This is a genomic window from Cobetia sp. 14N.309.X.WAT.E.A4, from assembly GCF_030397495.1.
Classification (GTDB): Bacteria; Pseudomonadota; Gammaproteobacteria; order Pseudomonadales; family Halomonadaceae; genus Cobetia; species Cobetia marina.
In genome coordinates this window covers 103,712-127,254 of record NZ_JAPNXT010000010.1, presented here as the reverse complement: position 1 = coordinate 127,254, position 23,543 = coordinate 103,712, and the positions used below count along the sequence as shown (strand labels likewise).

Here is a 23,543-nt window from a genome sequence, read left to right as displayed (position 1 = left end):
CTTCGGCATCGGTGGTACCGACGATGGTCGGCGTGGTGTCGGAGGTCAGCGCCGGCGCATCGACGGTCAGTGCCGGGGCGGACAGATCGATCTCGCCCACGTCATTGCTGGTCGCGGTGTTGCCGGCCGGGTCGGTGACGGTGGCTTCGACGCTATATTCGCCTTCGCTCAGCGGCGTCTCGGCATCGACGCTGTAGGTGCCATTCTCGACGGTCGCGGTAACGGTCTGCTCGTTGCCGTCACTGTCGGTGATGAGCAGCGTGACGGTGCTGCCGTCTTCGGCGTCGGTGGTGCCGACGATGGTCGGCGTGGTGTCGGAGGTCAGCGCCGGCGCATCGACGGTCAAGGCCAGGTCGGTTTCCGTCGACTCAGGATCCAACCCGAGGCCATCTTCGTCTTCATCGGTATAGGTGGGATCGGTGAACCCACCTTCATATTCGTAGGAAGTGCGCTCGACACGGCCATCCCGACCGACGCCAGAGGCATCCAGGAAGCCACTGCGACTGCTGCCCGGAGACCCTGCATTTTCCCCCGCTGCCGGTGCCTCCTGGATGGCCGTCGGGTCTTCGCCTCGGGCAATCGCTTCGCGCAATGCTTCTACCGTCGGGTCGACAGGTGCGTCATCGCGAGACTCAGCGAGCAGCACCTCGATACCGATCGGGGCCCCTTGCGGCACCACCAACCGAGAACCGTCTTCCAGCACGATGATCGCTCCCTGCGGCGCGATCAGGGTGGCAGTAGGTTCAAGCGTCATTCCATCGACGACACGCTGCGACTCGTTAGTGGCGGAAACAACAAGTACTGTGCCTTCTGTGCGAATGACCTGAACCATGGGGACTTACTCCTGCTGGGGAAAGGTGCTGCATCATGCTGCGAAGGGCGCAATGGCATGATCGACAAAATCAGATGGTTACATTTTGATACACAAAAACACTTACCGCAACCTAGCAATTTTCCGTAGTGGTGCCACGCAACGAGACTGAGATACCTAATCTCGAAAAATACCCAGAAAACAAGGAATCACACACCACCACGATGGAAAACGTGAACTATGACAACTTACGGCATAACGCTGACCACTGGCGACGCATGCTACGAGAAGACGAGCCGCCGGCATGAGAAGCGCCCTCTTGCGCGTCATCATTGTAAATCCATTGTTCAACGACTTCCGACAACTGTAACAATTCTTTAACATTATCCGGCTGCAGCCGTGCGACACGCCGCAGGTGACTGCCGGGCGCCTCACCCGGGCCAGGGCCAAGCCCGGAGCGCTCCAGACGCTTCGCCAGACGACGGTAGGCTCTGACACCGGCATGTGTCGTTACCTCACGGCCAGACCAGAGCACCAGCACCGCCCCTACCAGTACCACACAGGCCAGCAATCCGAGTACCCCCCAGACCAGCCACTCCCAGCGAAACTCGCCGAACATCCGCTGCCACAGACTACGCTGCTGTTCCAGGCGGAACCCCACGACACTTCGCTGCCAGCGGTACTCGAAACGCTCCCACTGACGCCTCAGATCACGAAGCATGGAATTATTCAGCGTGAAGGCGCGCAGACCGGCATCTGCCATGAAACCCGGCTGACCTTGCAGACTGAGCGCCCCCTGGGCAATACGCTCGGGAGCCACCGCCGCCGTCGGGTCGAACCGGTGCCAGCGCCCCCCATGGAACACCTCGACCCAGGCATGGGCGTCATACTGCCGAATGCTCAACTCACGCTCACCGCTCGCGGCGCCACCCTGCGCCTCTCCACCGAGATAGCCCGCCACCATGCGCGCCGGGATTCCTGCTGCCCGCGCCAGAAAGACGGTAGTCGATGCGTAATGCGTGCAATACCCCTGCAGGCTATCAAACAGGAAATCGTCCACACGATTCATGCCCTCAAGACGCGGGGGCGTGAGGGTATAGTGGTAAGGCTGACGATGGAAATGCTGGAACAGGAGGCGAAGGAAGCCCTGGGGGTCTCCACCCGCCTGATGCATCAGATCACGAGCGAATGCGCGAGCACGGAGGTTGCCATCCTCAGGCAACAGCAGATCCAGACGCTGCATCCATTGTGGTGCCGTCAAGGGAGGCTGACCGGAGGAACTCAATTTCAGCAATGCACGGGTGTTGAGTGACGACATCCCTTCCAGAGTGCCGTCCACCAGATAACGCGCCTCCTGATCACTCGACAACGGAGCGCCGAGGCTTGGCCGCCAAGGGCGCGGGTCCGGCTCCAGCAACAGCTCATAACGGTGCCGGGGGCTCCCGCCATCCACGCCCCTGCCACGCACGGCATAGCGCGACGCTGACCCACCCAACGCACTCTGCAGCCTATCAGGGGAGGCACGTGACCAGCGCACGCCATCAAACAGACTCAAGGTATAGACACGCCAGTAGCGCTCTGAAGCTGCCGGCAAGGCACCGTCGAAACGGGCTCGGAAAGCCAGCTCGTCACTGCGCCCCAGCGCTGCGATATCACCGGGCGATACGCTATCCGTCAGACCGGTCGTGGCCTCTTCCAGCTGAGGAACGTTCCAGAGTGGCGGCAGACGGGGAAACAGCACGAACAATCCCAGCATCAGCGGCAATGACAAGCCCATCAACCAGCAAGTCTCACGCAGTGCCTCACCACTGCGGCGCGCTCCGGCGATCAGGACCAGACCACCGATCAGCCAGCCAGCGGCCAGAATCGCCGCAGCTGCCATCACCGGCCCCTGATCATGCAGGAAGGCGGAGGCCAGCACGACAAACCCCAGCCCACAGACCACGCGACCATCACGCAGGCTGTCAGTTTCCAGCAGTTTGAGCAGATAGATTCCCACCAGCAGGCCGATCATCGCCTCCAGGCGCAACATCTGCCCGTATTCCAGAAACAGCCCTGCTGCCACCAGGCATACCGCCGCCAGCCGCAGCAGAATGCCGGCACGCGGTACGCGGGCGCGCAATTGCTGAAACCGCCATAGCGCCGCCAGCAGCGCAGGGAGTGCAAGCCAGATCGGCATCCACAACAGATGCAGCGCCAGCACGAGACACTGGCCAATGAACAGGTGGCGCAGTTCAAGCCAGCCAAGCGCCTGATCAGGCGTCAGAGGTTTGCGTTGCCACCAGCGGCGAGAGACATTGCCATGTGCTCGCGTCATGTCTTTGCCCTCCCGGCCAGCTCTCGAGACGCCACGGCCTGCTGCTGAACCTCCCAGGGCAGCACCGTCTCTCCTCCAAACAAGGCCAGCGCTTCCAGTACGCGTCGCCGATGCGCCCCACCACTGGCGATGGCCAGCGTCTGGCCCGGCAGGCGCAGCCCATAGGTCGCCTGTGACTTCTCCGCCGCCAGCACGCGTGCCGTCAATTCGCCGAGACGCTGTTCCATGTCGCCATGGCACGCCTCGTAGTCCAGCCACAAGGAGGGGCGTGCCGGCGTCTCGAAACGCTTGGTGACCAGCTCACCGCTGCGCCCCCAGTGCTTCCAGGCCACATGCGCCGGTGGATCACCGGCCACATAGCGACGCAGGCCGGCGAAGTCGCCCTGCTCGACCTGTTCCAGCGTATTGCGACTGCCCTGCGGTGCGGCCGGCATCTGCGGACAGGGGTGGATCATCACCGGCATCTCGATCGCGACCCAGGACCACAGACGCACCAGCCCCAGCGGCCAGCGAGACTCCAGCGTCAATGGCGGCAAGGTGAACTGCCCACGAAGAGCGACCGGCAGCCCCATAGGCGCACTGCCCTCTCCGGCATGAATCTCGAGACGCTGACGACTATTCCCGAGACGCACATCGATGGCGCGCGCCCGCGCCCGCCCGCTAAGCCGGACCAGCAGGCGCAACTCACCGCCTGCGTAGGCCTCGCCATCCGCGATCAACTGGACGCGCACACCGGCAAGATTGCGCCAGCTTCGAAAGATGCTGATCACCGCCAGCGAGAACAACCAGAATGCGAGCGCATGCGCGAGGGAATTCTCGTAGTTGATCCCCAGCAGCAGCAGCATGCACACCAGCACCGCCCAGAACAGGCCGAAGGGCGTGGGCAGGATCATCAGACGGGCATGATGGAGCGCCTCACCGCCGGCGATGGACATCCTGCGCAACATGCGCGCCTTGAGTCGGCCCCATGGTCCGACACTGGCCGCTCGTGTCATGCAGGCACCACCGCCACCTGCCCCAGCAGATGGCGAGCCACGGCATCTCCCTCCGCGACACTGCCCTCGCTCAGTCGATGGCCGACCACCGGCGCCCAGACGGCCTGGACATCCTCTGGCAGCACGTAGTCACGCCCCGCGAGCAACGCCCAGCCACGCGAGGCGTTGGCCAATGCCAGCACGCCTCGCGTCGACAGGCCGTAAGGCACTTCCGGCGACGACCGTGTGGCAGCGACCAGTGCCTGCAGGTAATCCAGCAGCGGTTCAGAGAGACGCACGCGCGTCACGGATGCCTGCCACTCACGCAGTACCTCGAGCGGCAACAGGGGACGCAGCGCCTCGATGTGCTGGCGACCGGCATTGCCTCTCAGTATCTCTCGCTCAGCCGCAGGCTCTGGATATCCCAACGAAAGACGCATCAGAAAGCGATCCAGCTGGGACTCAGGCAACGGGAAGGTACCGGATTGCTGAAGCGGGTTCTGAGTGGCGATGACGAAGAAAGGCTCCGGCAGACGACGCGTCTCGCCCTCCACGGTCACCTGTCGCTCTTCCATGGCCTCCAGCAGCGCACTCTGGGTCTTGGGCGTGGCACGATTGATCTCATCCGCCAGCACCAGCGAGTGGAAGACGGGGCCCGGATGGAAATGGAAGGCGCTCTCACGAGGGTCGAAGACCGACACGCCGAGAATGTCGGCGGGCAGCAGATCACTGGTGAACTGGACGCGCTGCATGTCGGTGCCGATCAGACGCGCCAGCCCCTGGGCTAGCGTCGTCTTGCCAAGCCCGGGCAGATCCTCGATCAGCACGTGGCCCTGACACAGCAGGCAGCACAGAGCGAGCCGGATCTGATGCGGCTTGCCCGCCAGCACGCTCGACAGTGCAACCTCCACCTCTTCCAGCTGTTGGGGCGATACCTTGGCATTCATGCGCAGACTCCAGCACAGAGAGTGGTAGGGAGAGTGGGACAGAGAAAGCACATGCAGGCGCGCGCAGGGACATGGCGCGCCGCCGACAGGCCATCATTGCCTACTCTTCCATGGCAGAGACGAGAAAGCCCTCACGAATGAGGCGTTCAAGCGCCATACGGCTGTCCGGCGTTGAAGGATGCAATTCCAGCGCCTGTTGCGGTGTCACCCAGAAGGCGTCAGCCACCTCCTCGGCCTGAAGCGTCAAGGGACCGTCATAACGTGCGAGGTAGGCGCTGCCATAGACATGATTGGTGGCATCGCGATAGCAGAAATCGAAGCAATGTCTGAGCGCGACGCCCCGGGCACCGATCTCCTCCTCCAGCTCGCGTCGTGCGGCCACGTGGACCGCTTCGCCCGCGCCGACCACACCTCCGCTGGCGAGGTCGAAATACCCCGGAAAGACTTCCTTGCTCATGGTGCGTTTCTGAATGCACAGCTCTCCACTGGCATTGAGCACGAAGGCATAGGTCGCTCGATGCCAGTAGCGATAACGTCGCATCTGGCGACGAGGAGCCGTACCGCATGGGCGATTGCGTGCATCAACCAATTGAATGATTTCGTCCTGGATCACCGTACCCTGTCCTTTCCCTGTGCTGATCGTCGCGATGCCACGCACCGACTGATGCCCCCACGGTAGCAGAATGCGACGCAGCTGCCTTCCACTCCGCCAGCAGGCCGCAGGTGTTCTACGCTCAAGGCATACCTCTCATGACAGGACCCCACGATGCCCGACTCGCTGCCTGCGTCCTCGACTGAGCACTCTCGTGAAGAGGAGCGGCCTGCTCCATGGCGCGATGAGGTGCTCAATCAATCGGCACCACCGCTGCGCCATGCCTTCGTCGATGACCTCCCCTTGCGTGAGGCGCTGCGCTGCCACGCGTCTGGGCTCTCGGCGGACCTGCTCACTCGCCTGGCCGACCTCGGGGCGCAGGTGGGAACGCTCGAGACCCGCGCGATGGGGTTTGCCGTCAATGCGCATCCGCCGGTCCTCCACACCCATGACCCACAAGGGCGGCGGCGGGATGACGTCGAGTATCACCCCGACTATCACCGGCTGATGCGCATCGCCCTGGAAGGTGGCTGGCACAGTGTCGCCTGGGAGGCGGAAGGCTGCGGAGGACATCAGGCCCATGTCGCCGCCCTTTACCTGCTCACCCAGGCCGAACCCGGTTTCTGCTGTCCGATCACCATGACCCATGCCGCCTGGCCCGCGCTGCGTCAGGATGAATCTCTGGCCGCCTTCTGGGGCCCTCGCCTGCGGGCCCGCAGCCACGACCCGAGAACCTGTGCCCCTCGCGACAAGCACTGCGCGACCTTCGGCATGGCCATGACGGAACGTCAGGGCGGCAGCGACGTCCGTAGCAACCTGACACAGGCACACGCTGAGGGTGAAGGCTATCGCCTCAACGGTCACAAGTGGTTCATGAGCGCCCCGATGTCAGATGCCTTTCTGACTCTGGCACAGCTCGAGGAAGGGCTGACCTGCTTCGTGGTACCGAGGCGACGGGAGGATGGCAGCCACAATGGCCTGCAACTGCAACGCCTCAAGGACAAGTGCGGCAATCGCGCCAACGCCTCAAGCGAAGTCCGGCTGGTCGATGCGCGAGGGCAGCGCCTTGGTGAGCCGGGACGTGGCATCACCACCATTCTCGAGATGGTCCACCAGACCCGACTGGATGCTGCCACCGCGCCGGTGGCACTGATGCGCCAGGCACTGGTCGAGGCACTGCACCACTGCCAGCAACGTCATGCCTTCGGCAAGCCGCTGGCCAGCCAACCTTTGATGCAGCAGGTGCTGGCAGACATCGCACTGGAAGTCGAAGCCGGCATCGCACTGTGTCTGCGCATTGCGCGACAGTTCGATGACGCCACTCGGGAACCGGATACGCGCCCCCTGGCCCGCCTTGCGCCGGCGATCGCCAAGTACTGGCACAATCGTCGTGCACCGGCACTGCTGGCAGAGGCCATGGAATGCCTGGGCGGCAATGGCTACATAGAGGAACACCTGACAGCGCGCCTGTATCGCGAAGCCCCTGTCAACGCCATCTGGGAAGGTTCTGGAAACGTGCTGTGTCTGGATGTCCTGCGCACTCTGGCCCGTCACCCCGACGCAGGCGAGGCGCTGCTCAGCGAGCTCAGGGACGCCCGGGGGCAGAGTCCTCGCTATGACGCCGCACTGGCCATCTTCGAACGCGGCAACCTCCTTCATCACGCCGAGGAAGCCCGAGCCCGGCAACTGGTCCAGTCACTGGCCGTGCTATGGCAGGCTGCCCTGCTGATTCACCATGCCCCTGCCGACGTGGCCGAGGCCTTCTGCGCCACACGACTGGCAGGCACCGACATGCCCGGCGCCACTGGCGTACATGGGCTGCCGCCGGGCATGTCACCCCGCCATCTGTTGGCACGGGTACTGCCATGAGAGGCCAAGGAGACGACACCACGTGACACGACTCTCACGCGCGAACCTGATGCTGGCAATCGCCATGAGCGGCATCCTGTGGATGCGCACCGACGCAAGCGCGGCGACGCCCCCCGTGGCGACAGACCCCATGCTGGAAAATCCCGTGCTGGAAAATCCCGTGCTGGAAAATCCCGTGCTGGAAGATGCCTTCGCACTACCGACGCCTCCGGGCGCGACGACCGCTGCACTCTATATCACGCTCTCGCTCCCCCGAGGCAAGGTCACGCTGACAGGCGCCAGCTCTCCCGTGGCGCAGAGCATCGAGCTGCACGAGATGCAGATGCACGAAGGCCGGATGCACATGCGCCAGCTGGGGCACCTGCCCCTCTCCCCCAAGTCCCCACTGAAGATGCGGCCGGGAGGTGGGCCCCATCTGATGCTGACAGGGCTGACTCAGCCCATCTCGTCAGGCGATGAAATCCCCGTGACCCTGCACTTTCAGGCACGTCCAGACCAGCAGATCAGGGTTCCCGTGAAGGATTACTCCGACATCTTCACTCCGTGATCTTCCGGCTCCACCAGCCACCCCCTGCAACGCAACGCAGCCCTGACATCACCTGTCAGGGCGGCCGTCTTCTACCAGGCAATCTCATTCCTCAACGGTGCATGTCACTCCCGACATGCGCCGGTCAGACACCCCATACGACCCGCAGCGCCAACGCCAGCAACACGATACCGGTCAGGCGATTGATCCATACCGCCCGCGCCTGAAGCCAAGGCAGCACCCGCGAGTGCGACAGTGCCATCGCCACCAGCACATACCAGGCACCGTCGATGCCCATCGCCGTCACGACCACCAGCCACTTGCCCATCTCGCTCATCTCCGGCGTGATCAGCTGACTGAGCAGCGCCACGAAGAACAGGATCAGCTTGGGATTGGCCAGCGCCACCATGAAGCCATCGCGAATCGCCATGGAACGGGATGTGGTGACGGCCTGCGCCTCCAGCGCCCCGCCACGGCCCGCCCGCAATGCCTTGACGCCCAACCAGGCCAGGTAGGCCGCCCCCAGAATCATGATCGCCTGGAACATGCCCGGATAATGAACGATCAAGGCACCAAGTCCCCAGGCGGTGAGCGCGGCATACAACCCGACCCCCAATGCATGGCTGATACCGGCGGCGACTCCCGCACTTCTGCCACCTCCCAGCGTGTGGCGAAGCACCATCGCCAGACTCGGCCCGGGCGACATCGCTCCCATGGCACACAGCGCAACCAGTGACAACCACAGATTCAGTGGCATCCAATGCATGACAGTCTTTCCATGTTCCATGGCAGTTCGTGAAAGCGATGCTTGAACAGCGGTTCGCCGCCAGGCGCCCCTCGAGCATCACGCGAGTTCCATTCAAGTTCAGTACAGGTTCTGAATCCCCTGCCCGCGACGGCTGACGGGATGAGAGCGCTTTCCGTGTTCAGCCTTCCCCTCTGCAGCTCCAGCGGATACGCCCGATTGTACCAAGCGTCAGACTGGCCCGGCAGCGACATCACCATGTCATGTAGGCGACATTGGTCTTGCACATGACGTGAACTATCAAGCGCGCCGGACAGCGTCGCCAGCGAATCAGAACGATCGAACGCCACATTACATGAGAACATCTTGATATGAGACTATCTTGAAGTACACGATCTTACATACCTGAAAACTTGTGCAACAAATTAACTCTTGTACAAGTTTTCAATAATCAGTAATTTCTTAATCGCTGCTCAGGGAGAGCGGCGAGTTCAGCGTAGTGATGGGCTAAGTGCACAGGCAAGTGCAGCCAGGGAAAGGCCCTGTCAGAGGATGACTCGCGAGTGTGGGGGCTATGCCACGCGGCCAGAAAGATCCGTAAGCCTGAGCTGGTGGGCTTACGAATCTTGATGACTGGCAAGCTCGCGAACTCAAGGAAATGAGACCACTACGCTGAACCTCACCGAATTCAGTCGAATGCTGAGAGGGAGAGGAGAAATGAAAGGGAAAGCTCGAGCGGCTCTGTGTTGTCCGGTATGTTCCGGCCTCAAGATGGACTATCAATACCATGCACCATCCGCCGACCATCTCGTGAACTGCCAGGATTGCCGCGAGTTCATCGGCATGTGGTCTACCCTGCGCCAGGAACTCGCGATACAGAGCACGCGCATTGCACTCCTTGACCCTTCCCTCGCAAGCAACAGCATCTACCGACGCGTCAAGAGCGTTCCACATCAGGTGTGAATCGCCGGCAGATGCGCCAGAGACAAGAAAGCCCCGACATCCGGTCGGGGCTTTTTTATGCCTCAGACACCCTGAACATCATCTGGCAAGAGCGCGAAGAAAGGACAGAGGAAATAGAAAGAAGAGTGCTCTGGGATCACAAGGCAATGAAGTTGAGAGCAATGAATCTGAGGCGAAGGCCAGAAACGTAAACAGCCGCTCGTGAGCGACTGTTTTCAAGATGGTGCCGGTGGTCGGACTCGAACCGACACGCCTATTAAGCGGCGGATTTTGAATCCGCTGCGTCTACCAATTCCGCCACACCGGCAATGGAGCGAAATTATACGGAAGCCTACGCCGAGGTCAACGAGTTTTCACGCCAGATCAGACACATGCAACGCATCCCAGCGACGGATTCACGCACTGAGCGGGACAGGTCGTTCGAAAACGGGACTTCGCGCGAGCCATGCCATTCGGTATCATGAGCCACCTTTTTCGCCTGCCCAGGCTCGCCAGTCCATCCTGCGTATCGCCCCTGACCACTGCCTCTCGAGAGCGGGCAGACAGACGCGCTAACGGCATGAACGCCTGCGAGCAGGGTATCTCCATTGCAGCGGAGCGCCTTCTGCGCGCCGTGCCACCAGAGTTTCCGTTGGCCATGTCACGAATCGATTCCGGCGATGCCTCTGGCGTTGCCCCCTCCGCTTCCGAGCGCCCGCTCCAGCGCAGTGATTATGATTTCAGTCTGCCGGATGAGCTGATTGCCCGCTACCCTTCCGAGCAGCGCAGTGATTGCCGTCTGCTGCACCTGGACGGCAAGAGCGGCGAGATCGTGCATCGCCACTTTCCTGACCTGCTCGAGCAGCTGGAACCCGGCGATGTCGTGGTCTTCAATGACACCCGCGTGATCCCCGCGCGCCTGCACGGCCAGAAGGCCTCCGGCGGCAAGATCGAGATGCTGCTGGAGCGTCCGCTGGATGCACACCGTGGTCTGGCGCACATTCGCTCCAGCAAGTCGCCGAAGCCGGGCACCGAGCTGATCTTCGAAGGCGGCATCACCGCCGTGGTCGAAGGTCGGCAGGACGCGCTGTTCGAGCTGCGCTTCCACGGCGAGACGCCGATGATCGAGCTGCTCAACCAGCATGGCCACATGCCGTTGCCGCCCTATATCACCCGCGATGACGAGCTGTCGGACCGCGAGCGCTACCAGACGGTCTATGCCAGGCGCGATGGCGCCGTGGCCGCACCGACGGCTGGCCTGCACTTCGATGAGCCGATCATGGCCGCCATGGCCGAGAAAGGCATCGAGACCGCCTTCGTCACCCTGCACGTCGGTGCCGGCACCTTCCAGCCGGTGCGTGTCGACAGCATTCTCGAGCACCACATGCACAGCGAGTGGATCGAGGTCGGTCAGGAAGCCTGTGACACGATTGCGCGTGCTCGTGCGGCCGGCCGTCGCGTCGTCGCTGTCGGTACCACCAGCGTGCGCTGCCTTGAAAGTGCTGCCAAGGCCCACGGTGGCGAGCTGGCACCTTACTCCGGTGACACCGACATCTTCATCTACCCCGGTTATGAATGGCAGGTGGTGGATCTGCTGATCACCAACTTCCATCTGCCGGAATCGACCCTGCTGATGCTGGTCTCGGCCTTCGCCGGCTACGAGCACACCATGGCCGCCTACCAGGCTGCCGTGCAGGAGCGCTACCAGTTCTTCAGCTATGGCGATGCCATGCTGCTGGAACGCGCCTGACCCGAGCGATACCTCATCACATGAGCCACGTCATGCGCAGTTAACACGACGTGGCTTACGCTAGCCCCACACCCGCTGCGGCCTGTTTCGCCGCCAAGCCTTAGAGAGAACCATGCGCAAAGAATGCTTCATGAGCTTTGAGAAGCTCGCCACCGATGGTCGCGCGCGACGCGGCCGCATGACCTTCCCGCGCGGCACGGTGGAAACCCCGGCCTTCATGCCGGTCGGCACCTACGGCACCGTGAAGGGCATGACACCGGAATCCATCAAGGAGATCGGCGCCGAGATCATCCTCGGCAACACCTTCCACCTGTGGCTGCGCCCGGGCACGGAAGTCATCGAAGCGCATGGTGACCTGCATGATTTCGCGCAATGGGACAAGCCGATCCTGACCGATTCCGGCGGCTTCCAGGTCTTCTCGCTAGGCAAGACGCGCAAGATTACCGAACAGGGCGTTCACTTCCGCTCACCGGTGGATGGCTCCAAGGTCTTCATGGGCCCGGAAGAGTCGATGGCCGTCCAGCGCTCGCTGGGGTCCGACATCGTGATGATCTTCGATGAGTGCACGCCGTATCCGGCCACGCATGACGAAGCCCGCAAGTCGATGGAGATGTCACTGCGCTGGGCCCAGCGCTCCCGCGATGCCCATGGCGATTCCCCCTCGGCATTGTTCGGCATCATCCAGGGCGGCATGTATCCGGACCTGCGCGAGAAATCCCTCGAGGGCCTGAAGAAGATCGACTTCGATGGCTACGCCATCGGTGGCCTGTCCGTGGGCGAACCCAAGGACGAGATGATCAAGGTGCTCGACTACCTTCCCGAGTGGATGCCGGAGGACAAGCCGCGCTACCTGATGGGTGTCGGCAAGCCGGAGGATCTCGTGGAAGGCGTGCGCCGTGGTGTCGACATGTTCGATTGCGTGATGCCGACCCGCAACGCGCGCAACGGCCACCTGTTCACGCCGACCGGTACGGTCAAGATCCGCAATGCCGTCCACAAGCACGATACGTCACCGCTGGACCCGGAATGCGATTGCTACACCTGCACCAACTTCTCACGCGGCTACCTGCATCACCTTGATCGCTGTGGAGAAATGCTCGGTTCCATGCTCAACACCATCCACAATCTGCGCTACTACCAGACCGTGATGGCTGGTTTGCGCGGTGCAATTGAAGCGGGTACATTGCAGGACTTCGTGGAACAGTTCTATGCCGCGCGCGGCCTGCCGGTGCCGCCGCTGGCCGACTGATCGAATCGAAGCGCGACCGGAGAGCAACCCGCTCCGGTCGCCTTGGTATCTGACTCGAGACAGGCGTGAAGCAGCGCTCGAATCACGCTCATTGCATAACAACAGTTCACTCGTAACCTCTGGAGATACACATGCTGGAATTCCTGATTCCTGCCGCACACGCGGAAGCCGAAGCGGCTGTCGCCGGCGGCGGCGCCATCGGCCAGATCGTCATGCTGGTCGGCTTCGTGGTCATTTTCTATTTCCTGCTCTGGCGTCCGCAGTCCAAGCGCGCCAAGGAACACAAGAACCTGATCAGCAACCTGGCCAAGGGTGACGAGATCGTCATCGGTGGTGGCCTGGTCGGCCGCATCACCAAGGTCAGCGAGCAGTTCATCACCATGGAGCTGAACGAAGGCAACGAAGTCAACGTGCAGAAGTCCGCCGTGGCTGCGGTCCTGCCGAAGGGCACCATCAAGTCCATCTGATCTCCCTCCTGCTGCCGGCCCCTGTGCCGGCAGCATGCTATTTCTCTCCCGCTCCACCAAGGACAGGGCTGCCATGCTCAACCGCTATCCGCTTTGGAAGTACCTGGTGATCTGCCTGGTACTTGCCGTCGGCGTGATCTACGCATTGCCGAATCTCTACCCCGAAGACCCGGCCGTGCAGATCAGTGCCGCCAGCGGCGCCGATGCCATCGACCAGCAAGATCTCGATCGCGCCACCAGCGCCCTCGAAAACGCCGGCATCACGCCCAAATCCGAGGAACTCAATGGTTCCACCGGCCTGATTCGCCTCACCAGCAACGACCAGCAGCTGCGTGCCAAGGAACTGATCAGCGACACCCTTGGCGATGACGCCATCGTCGCGCTGAATCTGGCTGATGCCACGCCGTCCTGGCTTTCCAGTCTCGGCGCCTCGCCGATGAAGCTGGGGCTTGATCTGCGCGGCGGGGTCCACTTCCAGCTGGAAGTCGACATGGACGCCGCGGTCAAGCAACGCCTGGAAGTCAACGCCAGCGCCATCAAGGAAACCCTACGCGAGGAGCGTATCCGCTACCGCGGCAGTGAGGTCAACGATGGCACGCTGAGCCTGACCTTCTCCGACGACGAAGACCGCTCGAAGGCACGTTCACTGGTCTCGCGCGACTTCCAGAACTTCGAATACGATGAGCGCGATGTCGATCGTGGGGCCGTACTGGATCTCACTCTGACGACCGCCGCCATCAAGGAGATTCAGGATTACGCGGTCAATCAGAACCTGACCACGATCCGCAATCGCGTCAACGAGCTGGGCGTCTCCGAGCCGCTGGTGCAGCGTCAGGGCCCGAACCGCATCGTGGTCGAGCTGCCGGGCGTGCAGGACACGGCCGCTGCCAAGCGCGTACTGGGTGCCACCGCCAACCTCGAGTTCCGTCTCGAAGCGGCCAGCGACACGCCCTCCAGCGAGATGGAAACCTTCGCCTTCCGCAACCAGCCGGGACGCACCGCCAACATCATGAAGGACGTGATCATCAGCGGTGACAGTGTCTCCAGCGCCAGCACCAGCTTCGATGAAAGTGGCCGTCCGCAGGTCAACATCAACCTGGATGGCACCGGTGGCTCGATCATGAACCGCGTCACGCGTGCTGCCATCGGCCGCAACATGGCGGTGCTGTTCATCGAGCACAAGACCCGCACGCGCACCGTGATGGAGGATGGCGAGGAAGTCGAGAAGCGCATCCCCTACACCGAGAAGGGCCTGATCAGTCTGGCGACCATCCAGAGCGCGCTGGGCAACAGCTTCCGCATCACCGGTCTGGATTCCCCGACCGAGGCGAAGGAGCTGTCGCTGCTGCTGCGTTCCGGCTCGCTGGCCGCGCCGATCTACTTCGTGCAGGAACGCACCATCGGCCCGAGCCTGGGTGCCGAGAACATCTCGCGCGGCATCCTGTCCGTCGAGCTGGGCCTGCTGCTGGTCGTGCTGTTCATGCTGGCCCGCTACAAGGCCTTCGGTGTCGTCGCCAACGTGGCCCTGACCGCCAACCTGGCGATCCTGATCGCCGCGATGTCGATGCTGGGCGCTACCCTGACCCTGCCGGGCATTGCCGGTATCGTGCTGACGCTGGGCATGGCGGTGGACGCCAACGTGCTGATCTTCGAGCGTATCCGCGAGGAAATGCGCTCCAAGATGCCGCTGCACCAGGCCGTGCATACCGGCTTCGAACGCGCCTTCACCTCCATCGTCGATGCGAACATCACCACCCTGCTGGTCGCGGTGATCCTGTTCTCCATCGGCAGTGGCCCGGTCAAGGGCTTCGCGGTCACGCTGTCCATCGGCATCCTGACGTCAATGTTCACGGCGATCATGGTCTCGCGCGGCATCATCAATCTTGCCATTGGCGGCAAGACACTCAAGAAACTCTGGATCTGAGGGGCCATCGTGATGCGACAGTTTGACTTCATGAGCAAGCGGCGCGCGGCCTTCATCGTCTCCATCGTGCTGACGATCGTGGCCATTGGCGCCCTTGTGATTCACGGCCTGAACCTGGGCCTCGACTTTACCGGCGGCACCTTGGTGGAAGTGCAATACCAGGCGGCGCCGGCGCTGGACAGCGTACGCCAGACACTGGAAGCCGCCGGCTACAAGGACGTCTCGGTCCAGACCTTCGGTGCCAGCAACGAGATTCTGGTGCGTCTGCAGCAGAGCTTCGAGGCCGGCATCGGCAATGACATCGTGGCGCACCTGCAGGCCACCGGCGATAGCGTCAACCTGATCCGTGCCGAGTTCGTCGGTGCTCAGGTCGGTGATCAGCTGCGTGACCAGTCTGGTCTCGGCATGCTGCTCGCCCTGGCCGTGGTGATGGTCTACGTGGCCTTCCGCTTCCAGTACAAGTTCGCCCTCGGCGCTCTCATCTCGCTGGGTCACGACGTCATCATCCTGCTGGGCATCTTCGCCCTGTTCGGACTCGACTTCGACCTGACGGTACTGGCCGCGGTGCTGGCCGTGATCGGCTACTCATTGAACGACACCATCATCGTCTACGACCGCATTCGCGAAAACATTCGCAAATCACGTACCGATGACATGCCGTCGATCTTCAATGACGCGATCAACGCGACGCTGTCACGCACGCTGTCCACCTCCGGCACCACCTTGCTGGTGCTGCTGGCGCTGTTCTTCCTGGGCGGCGACATGATCCACAACTTCGCCATCGCGCTGATCATCGGCGTGGTCGCGGGGACCTTCTCGTCCATCTACGTGGCAGCGGCGCTGTTGCTGGTGGTCGGCCTGAAGCGCGTGGATCTGATTCCCCCGCCCAAGGAGCAGTTCGAGGACGGCGCGCCGTAAGCGCCTCGCTCGACCGCCCGGCACGGATCGCCAGGCACAAAAAAACCCCACCTCGCATGAGGTGGGGTTTTTTTCGTTCTCCGCGTCGCCCTGCGGCTGGCAGGACTGCGAATCACGGCATCTTACAGGTGCGGCTGCATGGTCTGCGCCAGCGCCTTGTACAGGCGGGCACCCGCGGCCATCAGGGTGCCTTCGGCAACCACGACCGGCGTGCCGTCGGCACTGCCGGCCAGAGCGCCACATTCCTTCAGGAACAGGCTGACGATCTCGCTGTCACCGGCATCCAGACCCAGCACATAGACGGCATCGACGCGGCCGGCGGCCAGTTCGAGCACATCCAGCAGTGCACAGCCATTGGCACGCAGGGTATCGAGCTGCGGGCCGACCTGCTGGACGATGGACAGGTAGGTGGCCAGGTGACGCGGACGCTGCCAGCTTTCCGGCAGACCCATCGCCAGACGCGCACCTTCGATGGAGGTGGCATTGGTCACGCGGATACGGTGACCGGAATGCTGGGCGCCACGACCACGGCTGACGATGTACTCTTCGTCGGTGAACGGCGCGATGACCACGGCGTGCTCGGCACGCCCCTTGAACAGGCAGACCACGGACAGCGCGAAGCCGGAAGAGGCGGATGCGAGGTTGGAATACCCGTGCACCGGCTCGATGCGCCAGTGGTAGTCAGCGCCCTGGCCTTCGCCATCACGATGGTCGGTGTAACGGCCGGAGAGGCCGTGCTGCGGATAGCCGCGTTCCAGCTGACGCACGATGTGCGCTTCGGCGCGGCGTGCGGTGTCAGCGATGAAGGTATCGAGATCGTTGTCGTTGCGCGCGACTTCGATACGTTCACGAACACGGACGAACTGCTCTGCGGCGCCGCGTGCAGCACGCAGCGCAAATTGGACCATCGGATGCATGATCAAGGCCTTGACGAGTCGGAAGCTGTTAAAGAACGGTGTGTAACGCAGTAAGGCGGCTGGCCCGGAAATCTGCCAGCGGGTGCAACGGCCACGCTCATGACACCTGCCGGACACGGGGGTCGGCAATGCAGGAGAGCGAATACGCTACAACAGGACGGCGAAGTCTAGCAGATGCGACGCCCGGCTGCCATCGCCATCCCCGACCTTCGGCGAAGAGAGCCGGCCTGATCGGTCAGCGCCTGACTGCTCCCCGCGCCGGCTTCATGCTAGGATATCGGGTCCTGACGCACATCCCGCCCTGCCCGGTGCCCGGGCCGCGTCGATTGCCCCGCCCTTCAATCGCTATCCTGGAAGTCCTCATGCTTGAACGTCTGCGCATTGTCCTGATCGGTACCAGCCATCCCGGCAACATCGGTGGTGCAGCCCGCGCCATGCTCAACATGGGCCTGGCCGACCTCGCTCTGGTCGCGCCGCGCTGTCAGGTGCAATGTCAGGAGTCCGCCTCACGCGCCTCCGGTGCCGATACTCTGGTCGCCAATGCCCACGTGCATGAGACGCTGGAAGAGGCCGTGGCGGACTGCAGTCTAGTGGTCGGGTGCAGCGCACGCTCCCGCAATCTGCCATGGCCGATGATCACGCCGCGCGCCTTCGGCGCCACCCTGGCCGATGAGACCCGCCTGCCGGAGGCCCGCGTGGCCATCGTGTTCGGGCGCGAGGATTCCGGGCTCTCCAATGAAGAGCTGCAACGCTGCCATCGTCACGTCCACATCCCGACCAATCCGGACTTCAGCTCGCTGAATCTGGCCGCGGCCGTGCAGGTGCTGGCCTACGAGTGCCGCCAGGCATGGCTGGCTGATCAGGAAGCCGCCGGCGAGACCCCGCGGGCCGAGGATGACCAGCCATTCGGCATCGACTGGGACAGTCCGTTGGCCAGCCACGCAGACCTCGAGCGCCTGTTCGAGCATCTGGAAAAGACGCTGATCAGCATCGATTTCCTGGACCCGGAACAACCGCGCCAGCTGATGGCACGCCTGCGCAGACTGTACCTGCGCGCCCGCCCCGACAGCATGGAAATCAACATCCTGCGCGGGATTCTCTCGTCAGTCGACAAGCAGGTCCGCCTGGCACAGACCGTCGCGGCAAACCGCACTCTTTGAGGACACGCCATGTTCACTCGACTGCGTGAAGACATCAACAGCGTCTTTGCTCGCGACCCGGCGGCACGCAATTTCTTTGAAGTCCTGACCAACTATCCGGGTCTGCACGCCCTGCTGGCGCATCGCATCAATCATTGGTTGTGGCGTCACAACGCCAAGTGGCTGGCGCGCACCGGTTCGACCCTGATGCGCTGGCTGACGGGCATCGAGATCCATCCCGGTGCCACCATCGGACGCCGCTTCTTCATCGACCACGGCATGGGCGTCGTGATCGGCGAGACGGCGCTGATCGGTGATGACGTGACGCTCTATCACGGCGTCACCCTCGGCGGCACCACCTGGAATGCCGGCAAGCGTCACCCGACCCTCGGCGATGGCGTCATCGTCGGGGCCGGCGCCAAGATTCTCGGCCCGTTCACGGTCGGCGCCGGGGCCAAGGTCGGCTCCAACGCCGTGGTCACACGCGAAGTCCCGGCCGGTGCCACCGTGGTCGGGATTCCCGGCAAGATCGTCAAGCGCGCCGAACCGGACGTGGCGGAGGAGCCGCCCGTCGATCCGGAAAGCCGCGAAGCCATGAAGGAGAAGTTCGGCTTCGATGCCTACGGCATGGGCCAGGACATGCCCGACCCGGTCGCGCGCTCCATGCACGCGATGCTCGATCACATGCATGCGGTGGACAAGCGGATCGAACAGATGTGCGGCACGCTGCGCAAGCTGGATGCCAGCTATCGCGCCGGCCACCTTCCCGAGCTGGATGATGCCGATTTCGCGCAGCTGATCGATGAGTTGGGCCCCTGTGGTGGTGAGCCCGCGGACAAGCGTCCGCAGGCCCGGCCGGTCACCCGCGAAGCCGACGCCACACCCAGCGCCTCCGGTCATGGCGAGTCCGAGCGCCAGCACGGATAAAGTTGACCAAATCAGTCGGGATTGACCCCCTCGCCGCGTCTCACCATAATGGACAGTCTGATGCGCCGTCTGCCTGCAGACGGCGCCGACACTGCGGCCCTGTCGCCGATGCCATTCGCTCCACCAGCTCACGAGTTCCGCCATGCGCCTGACCACCAAGGGACGCTACGCCGTCACCGCGATGCTCGATCTGGCGCTTCATGCCAGTTGTGGTCCGACCTGCCTTGCCGACATCTCCGTGCGCCAAGGCATTTCCCTGTCCTATCTCGAGCAGCTGTTCGCTCGCCTGCGCCGTGCCGGGCTGGTCAAGAGCGTACGCGGCCCGGGTGGCGGCTACTTGCTGGACGTCGAGCTGGAAAGCACCTCCGTGGCGCGCATCATCGATGCCGTGAATGAATCGGTGGATGCCACCCGTTGCCAGGGACTCTCGGACTGCCAGGCAGGCGACACCTGCCTCACGCACCATCTGTGGTGTGACCTGTCCGATGAGATCCATGGCTTTCTCGATGGCATCAGCCTGGCGGACCTGGTCGCACGTGAGGAGGTTCGCCAGATTGCCAGTCGTCAGCGCAAGGCCTGCGAGCCGACACCGATCACCGTCATGCCCGGCAGCTGAACCCGTTCGTCATGTCTTCAGGAAGTCACCATGTCCCAGCCGATCTACCTTGACTATGCTGCCACCACGCCCGTCGACCCACGCGTCGCCGAGCTGATGATGCGTCACCTGACGCAGGACGGCACCTTCGCCAACCCGGCCTCGCGCAGTCACATGCCGGGCTGGCTGGCCGAGCAGGCGGTCGAGGGCGCGCGTCGTCAGGTAGCCGACGCCATCGGCGCCGACCCGCGCGAGATCGTCTGGACCAGCGGTGCCACCGAAGCCGACAACCTGGCGCTGACCGGCTACATGCGCGCCAATGCCGAGCGTGGGCGTCACCTGATCACCTCGACCATCGAGCACAAGGCGATTCTGGATACCGCCAGTGCGCTGGAAGCCGAGGGCTTCGAGGTCACGCGTATCGCACCGCAGCCGGATGGCCGCATCAGCCCCCAGAGCCTGCGTGATGCTCTGCGCGCCGACACGATCCTGGTATCGCTGATGGCAGTGAACAATGAGCTGGGCAGCCTGAATGATCTCGATGCCCTCGGCGATATCGCCCGCTCGCATGGCGCGGCCTTCCATGTCGATGCCGCCCAGGCTCCCGGCAAGGTGCAGCTCGATGTCGGCCGACAGCCCATCGACATGCTGTCGCTGTCCGCGCACAAGGCCTACGGCCCCAAGGGGGTTGGCGCGCTGTACGTGCGACGTCAGCCGCAGATCCAGGTAGAGGCCCTGATCCACGGCGGCGGGCATGAGCGCGGCATGCGCTCCGGCACCCTGCCCACCCATCAGATCGTCGGCATGGGCGAGGCCTACCGCCTGTGCGCCGAACAGTTCGATGCCGACCACCAGCACCTGATCACGCTGCGCCAGCAATTCGTCGCCGGACTATCCGGCCTTGAAGGCGTGCATTTCAATACCGATATAGACGTCAGCGCCCCCGGCATCCTCAACCTCGCCTTCGAAGGCGTGGACGGTGAGGCGATGCTGATGGCACTGCGCGGCATCGCGATTTCCACCGGTTCGGCCTGCAATTCCGCCAGTGTCGAACCGTCCTTCGTACTCACCGGCATCGGGGTGCCCCGTCCACTGGCGCTGGCGTCACTGCGCTTCAGCTTCGGACGCTTCACCACCGCCGCCGACATTGAATCCGCGCTCGGCGAGCTCAGGCATGCCCTGACCTCGCTGCGCGCCTGACCCGGGAGACTGCTCATGGCACACCTGTCGATTTCCCCCTCCGCCGCCGACCAGATCCGTGTCGTGCTGGCCGAGCGCGGCCACGGCCTTGGCCTGCGCGTCTCGGTCAAGCCCAGCGGCTGCTCCGGCTACAGCTACGTGCTCGACTTCGCCGATGAGGCCAACGAGGAAGATGTCGTCTTCGTCGATCACGGCGCGACTGTCTATGTCGACAGCGAAGCGCTGGCCGTGCTCGACGGCTCCGAAGTGGACTACGTCAAGGACGGTCTGAACCGCTACTTCCGCTTCAACAACCCCAACGTCAAGGACGAGTGTGGTTGTGGCGAGAGCTTCAGCGTGTAGACCTGGCTCAGCGTGTAGATCCAGCGTCAGCGTGTAGAGCTGGCTCAGCGCGTAGAGCGTCATTGCAGACAAGACGCCTGCCATCCGCGCGTCATCCAGTATCCGCATGATGGATGCAGTGGATGACGCGAGCAGCTATAATGCCGCCCACTTTTGTCGAGCCCTGCGTCGACAGAGCCCTTTTTCCGCCGCAAGGCTCCAGGCCGTGCGGCTCTTCAAAGCTTGTCTCAGGAGATTCACCATGACCCAGCGTACTCTGTCCATCATCAAGCCGGACGCCGTCGCCAAGAACGTGATCGGCGAGATCTACTCTCGCTTCGAGAAGGCCGGTCTGCAGATCGTCGCTTCCAAGATGGTTCACCTGTCCAAGGAACAGGCCGAAGGCTTCTACGCTGAGCACAGCGAACGTGGCTTCTTCGGTGAGCTGGTCGGCTTCATGACCTCCGGCCCGGTCATGATCCAGGTGCTGGAAGGCGAAGACGCCATCACCAAGAACCGCGACCTGATGGGCGCTACCAACCCAAAGGAAGCAGAAGCTGGCACCATCCGTGCAGACTTCGCCACTTCCATCGACGCCAACGCCGTTCACGGTTCTGACGCGCCGGAATCCGCTGCTCGCGAAATCGCCTACTTCTTCGGCGACAACGAAATCTGCCCGCGCGGTTGATTTCGCCTTGTGCGCCTGATGATGTCTGTCCCTTGCGGGCGTGATATCACCAGCCGTGCATGACTCGACGGCCCTGCCTGCGTGGCGGGGCCGTCGTGGTATCGGACGTGCTGAAGCGTCGTGCGCCAACCTGCATTCCCTGAAGCAGATTCGACGCTTGAGCAGGTCCGATACGCTTTTCTTGAAGCCCTGCAGCTACCTCCGCCAGTGCCGTGCGGCCATTCCCTGCCCATTGCCTGACTGCGAGTGTCCATTGAGGTCCGCGATTCATCGCCACCTCCGCTGACAGCGCCACCCTGCAGACGTCTATCCTTGTGGCTGACGCCTGCCCATCCCTGACACGACCGGCCCGAGACCATGACTGACACCACTGCAACCGCTACCGATGCCGCGGCACCTGCCGACGTGAAGCTCACCAACCTGCTTGGCCTGCCGCGCCCGGCGATGGAAGCCTTCTTCGAGAGCATCGGCGAGAAGAAATTCCGCGCCACCCAGGTGATGAAATGGATTCACCAGGAAGGCGTCGACAGCTTCGACGAGATGACCAATCTCGCCAAGCCCCTGCGCGAACGCCTCAAGCAGGTCGCCGAGATTCGCGCGCCGGGCATCGTCTATGAAGGCGAGTCCAAGGACGGTACCCGCAAGTGGGTGCTGGAAGTCAGCGACGGCAGCTATGTCGAGACCGTGCTGATTCCGTCCGAGAACGGCAATCGTCGCACCCTGTGCGTGTCTTCCCAGGTCGGCTGCTCGCTGGACTGCAGCTTCTGCTCCACCGGCAAGCAGGGCTTCGAGCGTGACCTGACCGCCGCCGAGATCATCGGCCAGGTGTGGGTCGCCACCCGTGGCGCCGAAGACCGCAAGGACACCCGCAAGCGTCCGGTCACCAACGTGGTGATGATGGGCATGGGCGAGCCGCTGATGAACTACGACAACGTCGTGCCGGCAATGAAGCTGATGCTGGACGACAACGCCTACGGCCTGTCCAAGCGTCGCGTCACCCTCTCCACCTCCGGTGTGGTGCCCAAGCTGGACCAGCTCGGCGACGAGATGGACGTCAGCCTGGCGATCTCGCTGCACGCGGCCAACGATGAACTGCGCAACGTGCTGGTGCCGATCAACCGCAAGTGGAACATCCGCGCGCTGCTCGACTCCTGCCATCGCTACCTGGCCAAGTGTGACGACGCGCGTATCGTCACCATCGAGTACACCCTGATCAAGGACGTCAACGACCAGATCCAGCACGCCGAGGAACTGGCCGCGCTGCTCGACGAGCTGCCGTGCAAGATCAACCTGATCCCGTTCAACCCGTTCCCGCATTCCGGTTACGAGAAGCCGTCACGCAATCAGGTGATGCGCTTCCAGCAGCGTCTCTATGAGCTGGGCTACACCGCCCCGGTGCGCGCCACACGTGGTGATGACATCGATGCCGCCTGTGGCCAGCTGGTCGGCCAGGTCAAGGACCGCACCCGTCGCGCCGAGCGTTACATCAACGCCATCCAGCTCGACGCCGACTGAGCCAGAGCACTTGTCGGGGCCAGATACCTGAGGCCACCACGGTGACTCCCAGCGCCAGCCATGAGCTTTTCATGGCTGGCGTTTTCGCGCGGGGAAGCCGCAAATGGCCCATGGGGATGCCTGCCGCGCGACTGTGACGACCCCCACCGCCCTGCCTGACAAACCCGCCTTGACTTGTCTGAAGTGCAGCGCTTTGATGGAGGCGCTTCT

At 63.1% G+C, this 23,543-nt stretch carries 21 protein-coding genes and 1 tRNA gene; 14 read left to right on the top strand and 8 right to left on the bottom strand.

Going from position 1 to position 23,543, the window contains the following annotated elements:
* The 5 genes from OW493_RS13835 to OW493_RS13815 form a co-directional block, all read right to left on the bottom strand.
* The coding region (locus OW493_RS13835; protein WP_289864482.1) for a retention module-containing protein at positions 1-832 on the bottom strand (832 nt) is incomplete at its 3' end.
* A 217-nt stretch (positions 833-1,049) separates the two neighbouring features.
* Entirely contained in the window at positions 1,050-3,128 is a 2,079-nt protein-coding gene (locus tag OW493_RS13830; protein WP_289864479.1) for a DUF3488 and transglutaminase-like domain-containing protein, read from the bottom strand.
* The gene (locus OW493_RS13825) at positions 3,125-4,123 is read right to left on the bottom strand and encodes a DUF58 domain-containing protein (RefSeq protein ID WP_077380029.1); all 999 of its coding nucleotides are present in this window, start codon (positions 4,121-4,123) and stop codon (positions 3,125-3,127) included. The genes OW493_RS13830 and OW493_RS13825 overlap by 4 nt, the downstream gene beginning before the upstream one ends.
* Entirely contained in the window at positions 4,120-5,049 is a 930-nt protein-coding gene (locus OW493_RS13820) for a MoxR family ATPase (protein WP_077380031.1), read from the bottom strand. Before OW493_RS13820 ends, OW493_RS13825 begins: the two co-directional genes overlap by 4 nt.
* Before the next feature lie 100 nt (positions 5,050-5,149).
* Positions 5,150-5,662, bottom strand: coding sequence for an NUDIX domain-containing protein (locus tag OW493_RS13815; protein ID WP_254696562.1), 513 nt, complete (start codon positions 5,660-5,662; stop codon positions 5,150-5,152).
* Positions 5,663-5,815: 153 nt separating this feature from the next.
* Here OW493_RS13815 and OW493_RS13810 point away from each other — a divergent pair, with 153 nt between their 5' ends.
* Together OW493_RS13810 and OW493_RS13805 are read left to right on the top strand one after the other, a co-directional pair.
* Positions 5,816-7,510, top strand: coding sequence for an acyl-CoA dehydrogenase family protein (locus tag OW493_RS13810; protein ID WP_289864474.1), 1,695 nt, complete (start codon positions 5,816-5,818; stop codon positions 7,508-7,510).
* A gap of 22 nt (positions 7,511-7,532) precedes the next feature.
* Positions 7,533-8,057 carry a copper chaperone PCu(A)C gene (locus OW493_RS13805; RefSeq protein ID WP_289864471.1) on the top strand — a complete coding sequence of 175 codons (525 nt, stop codon included), beginning with the start codon at positions 7,533-7,535 and terminating at the stop codon, positions 8,055-8,057.
* A 124-nt stretch (positions 8,058-8,181) separates the two neighbouring features.
* Here OW493_RS13805 and OW493_RS13800 read toward each other — a convergent pair whose 3' ends face one another.
* Together OW493_RS13800 and OW493_RS13795 are read right to left on the bottom strand one after the other, a co-directional pair.
* Entirely contained in the window at positions 8,182-8,793 is a 612-nt protein-coding gene (locus tag OW493_RS13800; protein WP_084209598.1) for a LysE family transporter, read from the bottom strand.
* 1,172 nt (positions 8,794-9,965) lie between these two features.
* Positions 9,966-10,051 (bottom strand) — tRNA-Leu (locus OW493_RS13795).
* A 330-nt stretch (positions 10,052-10,381) separates the two neighbouring features.
* Here OW493_RS13795 and queA point away from each other — a divergent pair.
* The 5 genes from queA (at position 10,382) to secF (ending at position 16,031) form a co-directional block, all read left to right on the top strand.
* Positions 10,382-11,473: a tRNA preQ1(34) S-adenosylmethionine ribosyltransferase-isomerase QueA gene (queA, locus tag OW493_RS13790; protein ID WP_077380204.1), complete on the top strand. Its 1,092-nt coding sequence runs from the start codon at positions 10,382-10,384 to the stop codon at positions 11,471-11,473.
* Between the two features lie 112 nt (positions 11,474-11,585).
* Positions 11,586-12,722 carry a tRNA guanosine(34) transglycosylase Tgt gene (gene tgt, locus OW493_RS13785; protein ID WP_289864468.1) on the top strand — a complete coding sequence of 379 codons (1,137 nt, stop codon included), beginning with the start codon at positions 11,586-11,588 and terminating at the stop codon, positions 12,720-12,722.
* Positions 12,723-12,853: 131 nt separating this feature from the next.
* On the top strand, positions 12,854-13,189 hold the full coding sequence (gene yajC, locus OW493_RS13780; protein ID WP_077380041.1) for a preprotein translocase subunit YajC: 336 nt from the start codon (positions 12,854-12,856) through the stop codon (positions 13,187-13,189).
* 73 nt (positions 13,190-13,262) lie between these two features.
* Positions 13,263-15,113, top strand: coding sequence for a protein translocase subunit SecD (gene secD, locus OW493_RS13775; RefSeq protein WP_077380043.1), 1,851 nt, complete (start codon positions 13,263-13,265; stop codon positions 15,111-15,113).
* A gap of 12 nt (positions 15,114-15,125) precedes the next feature.
* Positions 15,126-16,031, top strand: a complete 906-nt coding sequence (gene secF, locus OW493_RS13770) for a protein translocase subunit SecF (RefSeq protein WP_077380045.1) — start codon at positions 15,126-15,128, stop codon at positions 16,029-16,031.
* 122 nt (positions 16,032-16,153) lie between these two features.
* On the opposite strand, the gene OW493_RS13765 is transcribed toward secF, so the two are convergent.
* A complete protein-coding gene (locus tag OW493_RS13765; protein WP_289864465.1) occupies positions 16,154-16,948 on the bottom strand; it encodes an inositol monophosphatase family protein in 795 nt (264 codons plus the stop codon).
* Positions 16,949-17,310: 362 nt separating this feature from the next.
* On the opposite strand from OW493_RS13765, the gene trmJ reads away from it, so the two are divergent.
* The 7 genes from trmJ to rlmN all read left to right on the top strand — a co-directional run bounded on the left by trmJ (position 17,311) and on the right by rlmN (position 23,333).
* Positions 17,311-18,108: a tRNA (cytosine(32)/uridine(32)-2'-O)-methyltransferase TrmJ gene (gene trmJ, locus OW493_RS13760; protein WP_289864463.1), complete on the top strand. Its 798-nt coding sequence runs from the start codon at positions 17,311-17,313 to the stop codon at positions 18,106-18,108.
* Between the two features lie 9 nt (positions 18,109-18,117).
* Positions 18,118-19,014, top strand: a complete 897-nt coding sequence (gene cysE / locus OW493_RS13755) for a serine O-acetyltransferase (protein WP_077380051.1) — start codon at positions 18,118-18,120, stop codon at positions 19,012-19,014.
* A 142-nt stretch (positions 19,015-19,156) separates the two neighbouring features.
* The gene (gene iscR / locus OW493_RS13750; RefSeq protein WP_077380053.1) at positions 19,157-19,630 is read left to right on the top strand and encodes a Fe-S cluster assembly transcriptional regulator IscR; all 474 of its coding nucleotides are present in this window, start codon (positions 19,157-19,159) and stop codon (positions 19,628-19,630) included.
* Between the two features lie 30 nt (positions 19,631-19,660).
* Positions 19,661-20,809, top strand: coding sequence for an aminotransferase class V-fold PLP-dependent enzyme (locus OW493_RS13745; RefSeq protein WP_289864459.1), 1,149 nt, complete (start codon positions 19,661-19,663; stop codon positions 20,807-20,809).
* Between the two features lie 15 nt (positions 20,810-20,824).
* Positions 20,825-21,151: an iron-sulfur cluster assembly accessory protein gene (locus OW493_RS13740; protein WP_077380057.1), complete on the top strand. Its 327-nt coding sequence runs from the start codon at positions 20,825-20,827 to the stop codon at positions 21,149-21,151.
* Positions 21,152-21,392: 241 nt separating this feature from the next.
* Entirely contained in the window at positions 21,393-21,818 is a 426-nt protein-coding gene (gene ndk / locus OW493_RS13735; protein ID WP_043333812.1) for a nucleoside-diphosphate kinase, read from the top strand.
* Between the two features lie 357 nt (positions 21,819-22,175).
* Positions 22,176-23,333: a 23S rRNA (adenine(2503)-C(2))-methyltransferase RlmN gene (gene rlmN / locus OW493_RS13730; protein WP_077380059.1), complete on the top strand. Its 1,158-nt coding sequence runs from the start codon at positions 22,176-22,178 to the stop codon at positions 23,331-23,333.
* Positions 23,334-23,543 lie beyond the last annotated feature (210 nt).

Coding starts and splice junctions, on each gene's coding strand:
- OW493_RS13830 (WP_289864479.1), bottom strand. CDS start 3,128: ATGACGCGAGCACATGGCAATGTCTCTCGCCGCTGGTGGCAACGCAAA.
- tgt (WP_289864468.1), top strand. CDS start 11,586: ATGCGCAAAGAATGCTTCATGAGCTTTGAGAAGCTCGCCACCGATGGT.
- OW493_RS13765 (WP_289864465.1), bottom strand. CDS start 16,948: ATGCATCCGATGGTCCAATTTGCGCTGCGTGCTGCACGCGGCGCCGCA.
- secD (WP_077380043.1), top strand. CDS start 13,263: ATGCTCAACCGCTATCCGCTTTGGAAGTACCTGGTGATCTGCCTGGTA.
- cysE (WP_077380051.1), top strand. CDS start 18,118: ATGTTCACTCGACTGCGTGAAGACATCAACAGCGTCTTTGCTCGCGAC.
- secF (WP_077380045.1), top strand. CDS start 15,126: ATGCGACAGTTTGACTTCATGAGCAAGCGGCGCGCGGCCTTCATCGTC.
- OW493_RS13820 (WP_077380031.1), bottom strand. CDS start 5,049: ATGAATGCCAAGGTATCGCCCCAACAGCTGGAAGAGGTGGAGGTTGCA.
- trmJ (WP_289864463.1), top strand. CDS start 17,311: ATGCTTGAACGTCTGCGCATTGTCCTGATCGGTACCAGCCATCCCGGC.
- ndk (WP_043333812.1), top strand. CDS start 21,393: ATGACCCAGCGTACTCTGTCCATCATCAAGCCGGACGCCGTCGCCAAG.
- queA (WP_077380204.1), top strand. CDS start 10,382: ATGTCACGAATCGATTCCGGCGATGCCTCTGGCGTTGCCCCCTCCGCT.
- OW493_RS13740 (WP_077380057.1), top strand. CDS start 20,825: ATGGCACACCTGTCGATTTCCCCCTCCGCCGCCGACCAGATCCGTGTC.
- iscR (WP_077380053.1), top strand. CDS start 19,157: ATGCGCCTGACCACCAAGGGACGCTACGCCGTCACCGCGATGCTCGAT.
- OW493_RS13745 (WP_289864459.1), top strand. CDS start 19,661: ATGTCCCAGCCGATCTACCTTGACTATGCTGCCACCACGCCCGTCGAC.
- rlmN (WP_077380059.1), top strand. CDS start 22,176: ATGACTGACACCACTGCAACCGCTACCGATGCCGCGGCACCTGCCGAC.
- yajC (WP_077380041.1), top strand. CDS start 12,854: ATGCTGGAATTCCTGATTCCTGCCGCACACGCGGAAGCCGAAGCGGCT.
- OW493_RS13810 (WP_289864474.1), top strand. CDS start 5,816: ATGCCCGACTCGCTGCCTGCGTCCTCGACTGAGCACTCTCGTGAAGAG.
- OW493_RS13825 (WP_077380029.1), bottom strand. CDS start 4,123: ATGACACGAGCGGCCAGTGTCGGACCATGGGGCCGACTCAAGGCGCGC.
- OW493_RS13800 (WP_084209598.1), bottom strand. CDS start 8,793: ATGCCACTGAATCTGTGGTTGTCACTGGTTGCGCTGTGTGCCATGGGA.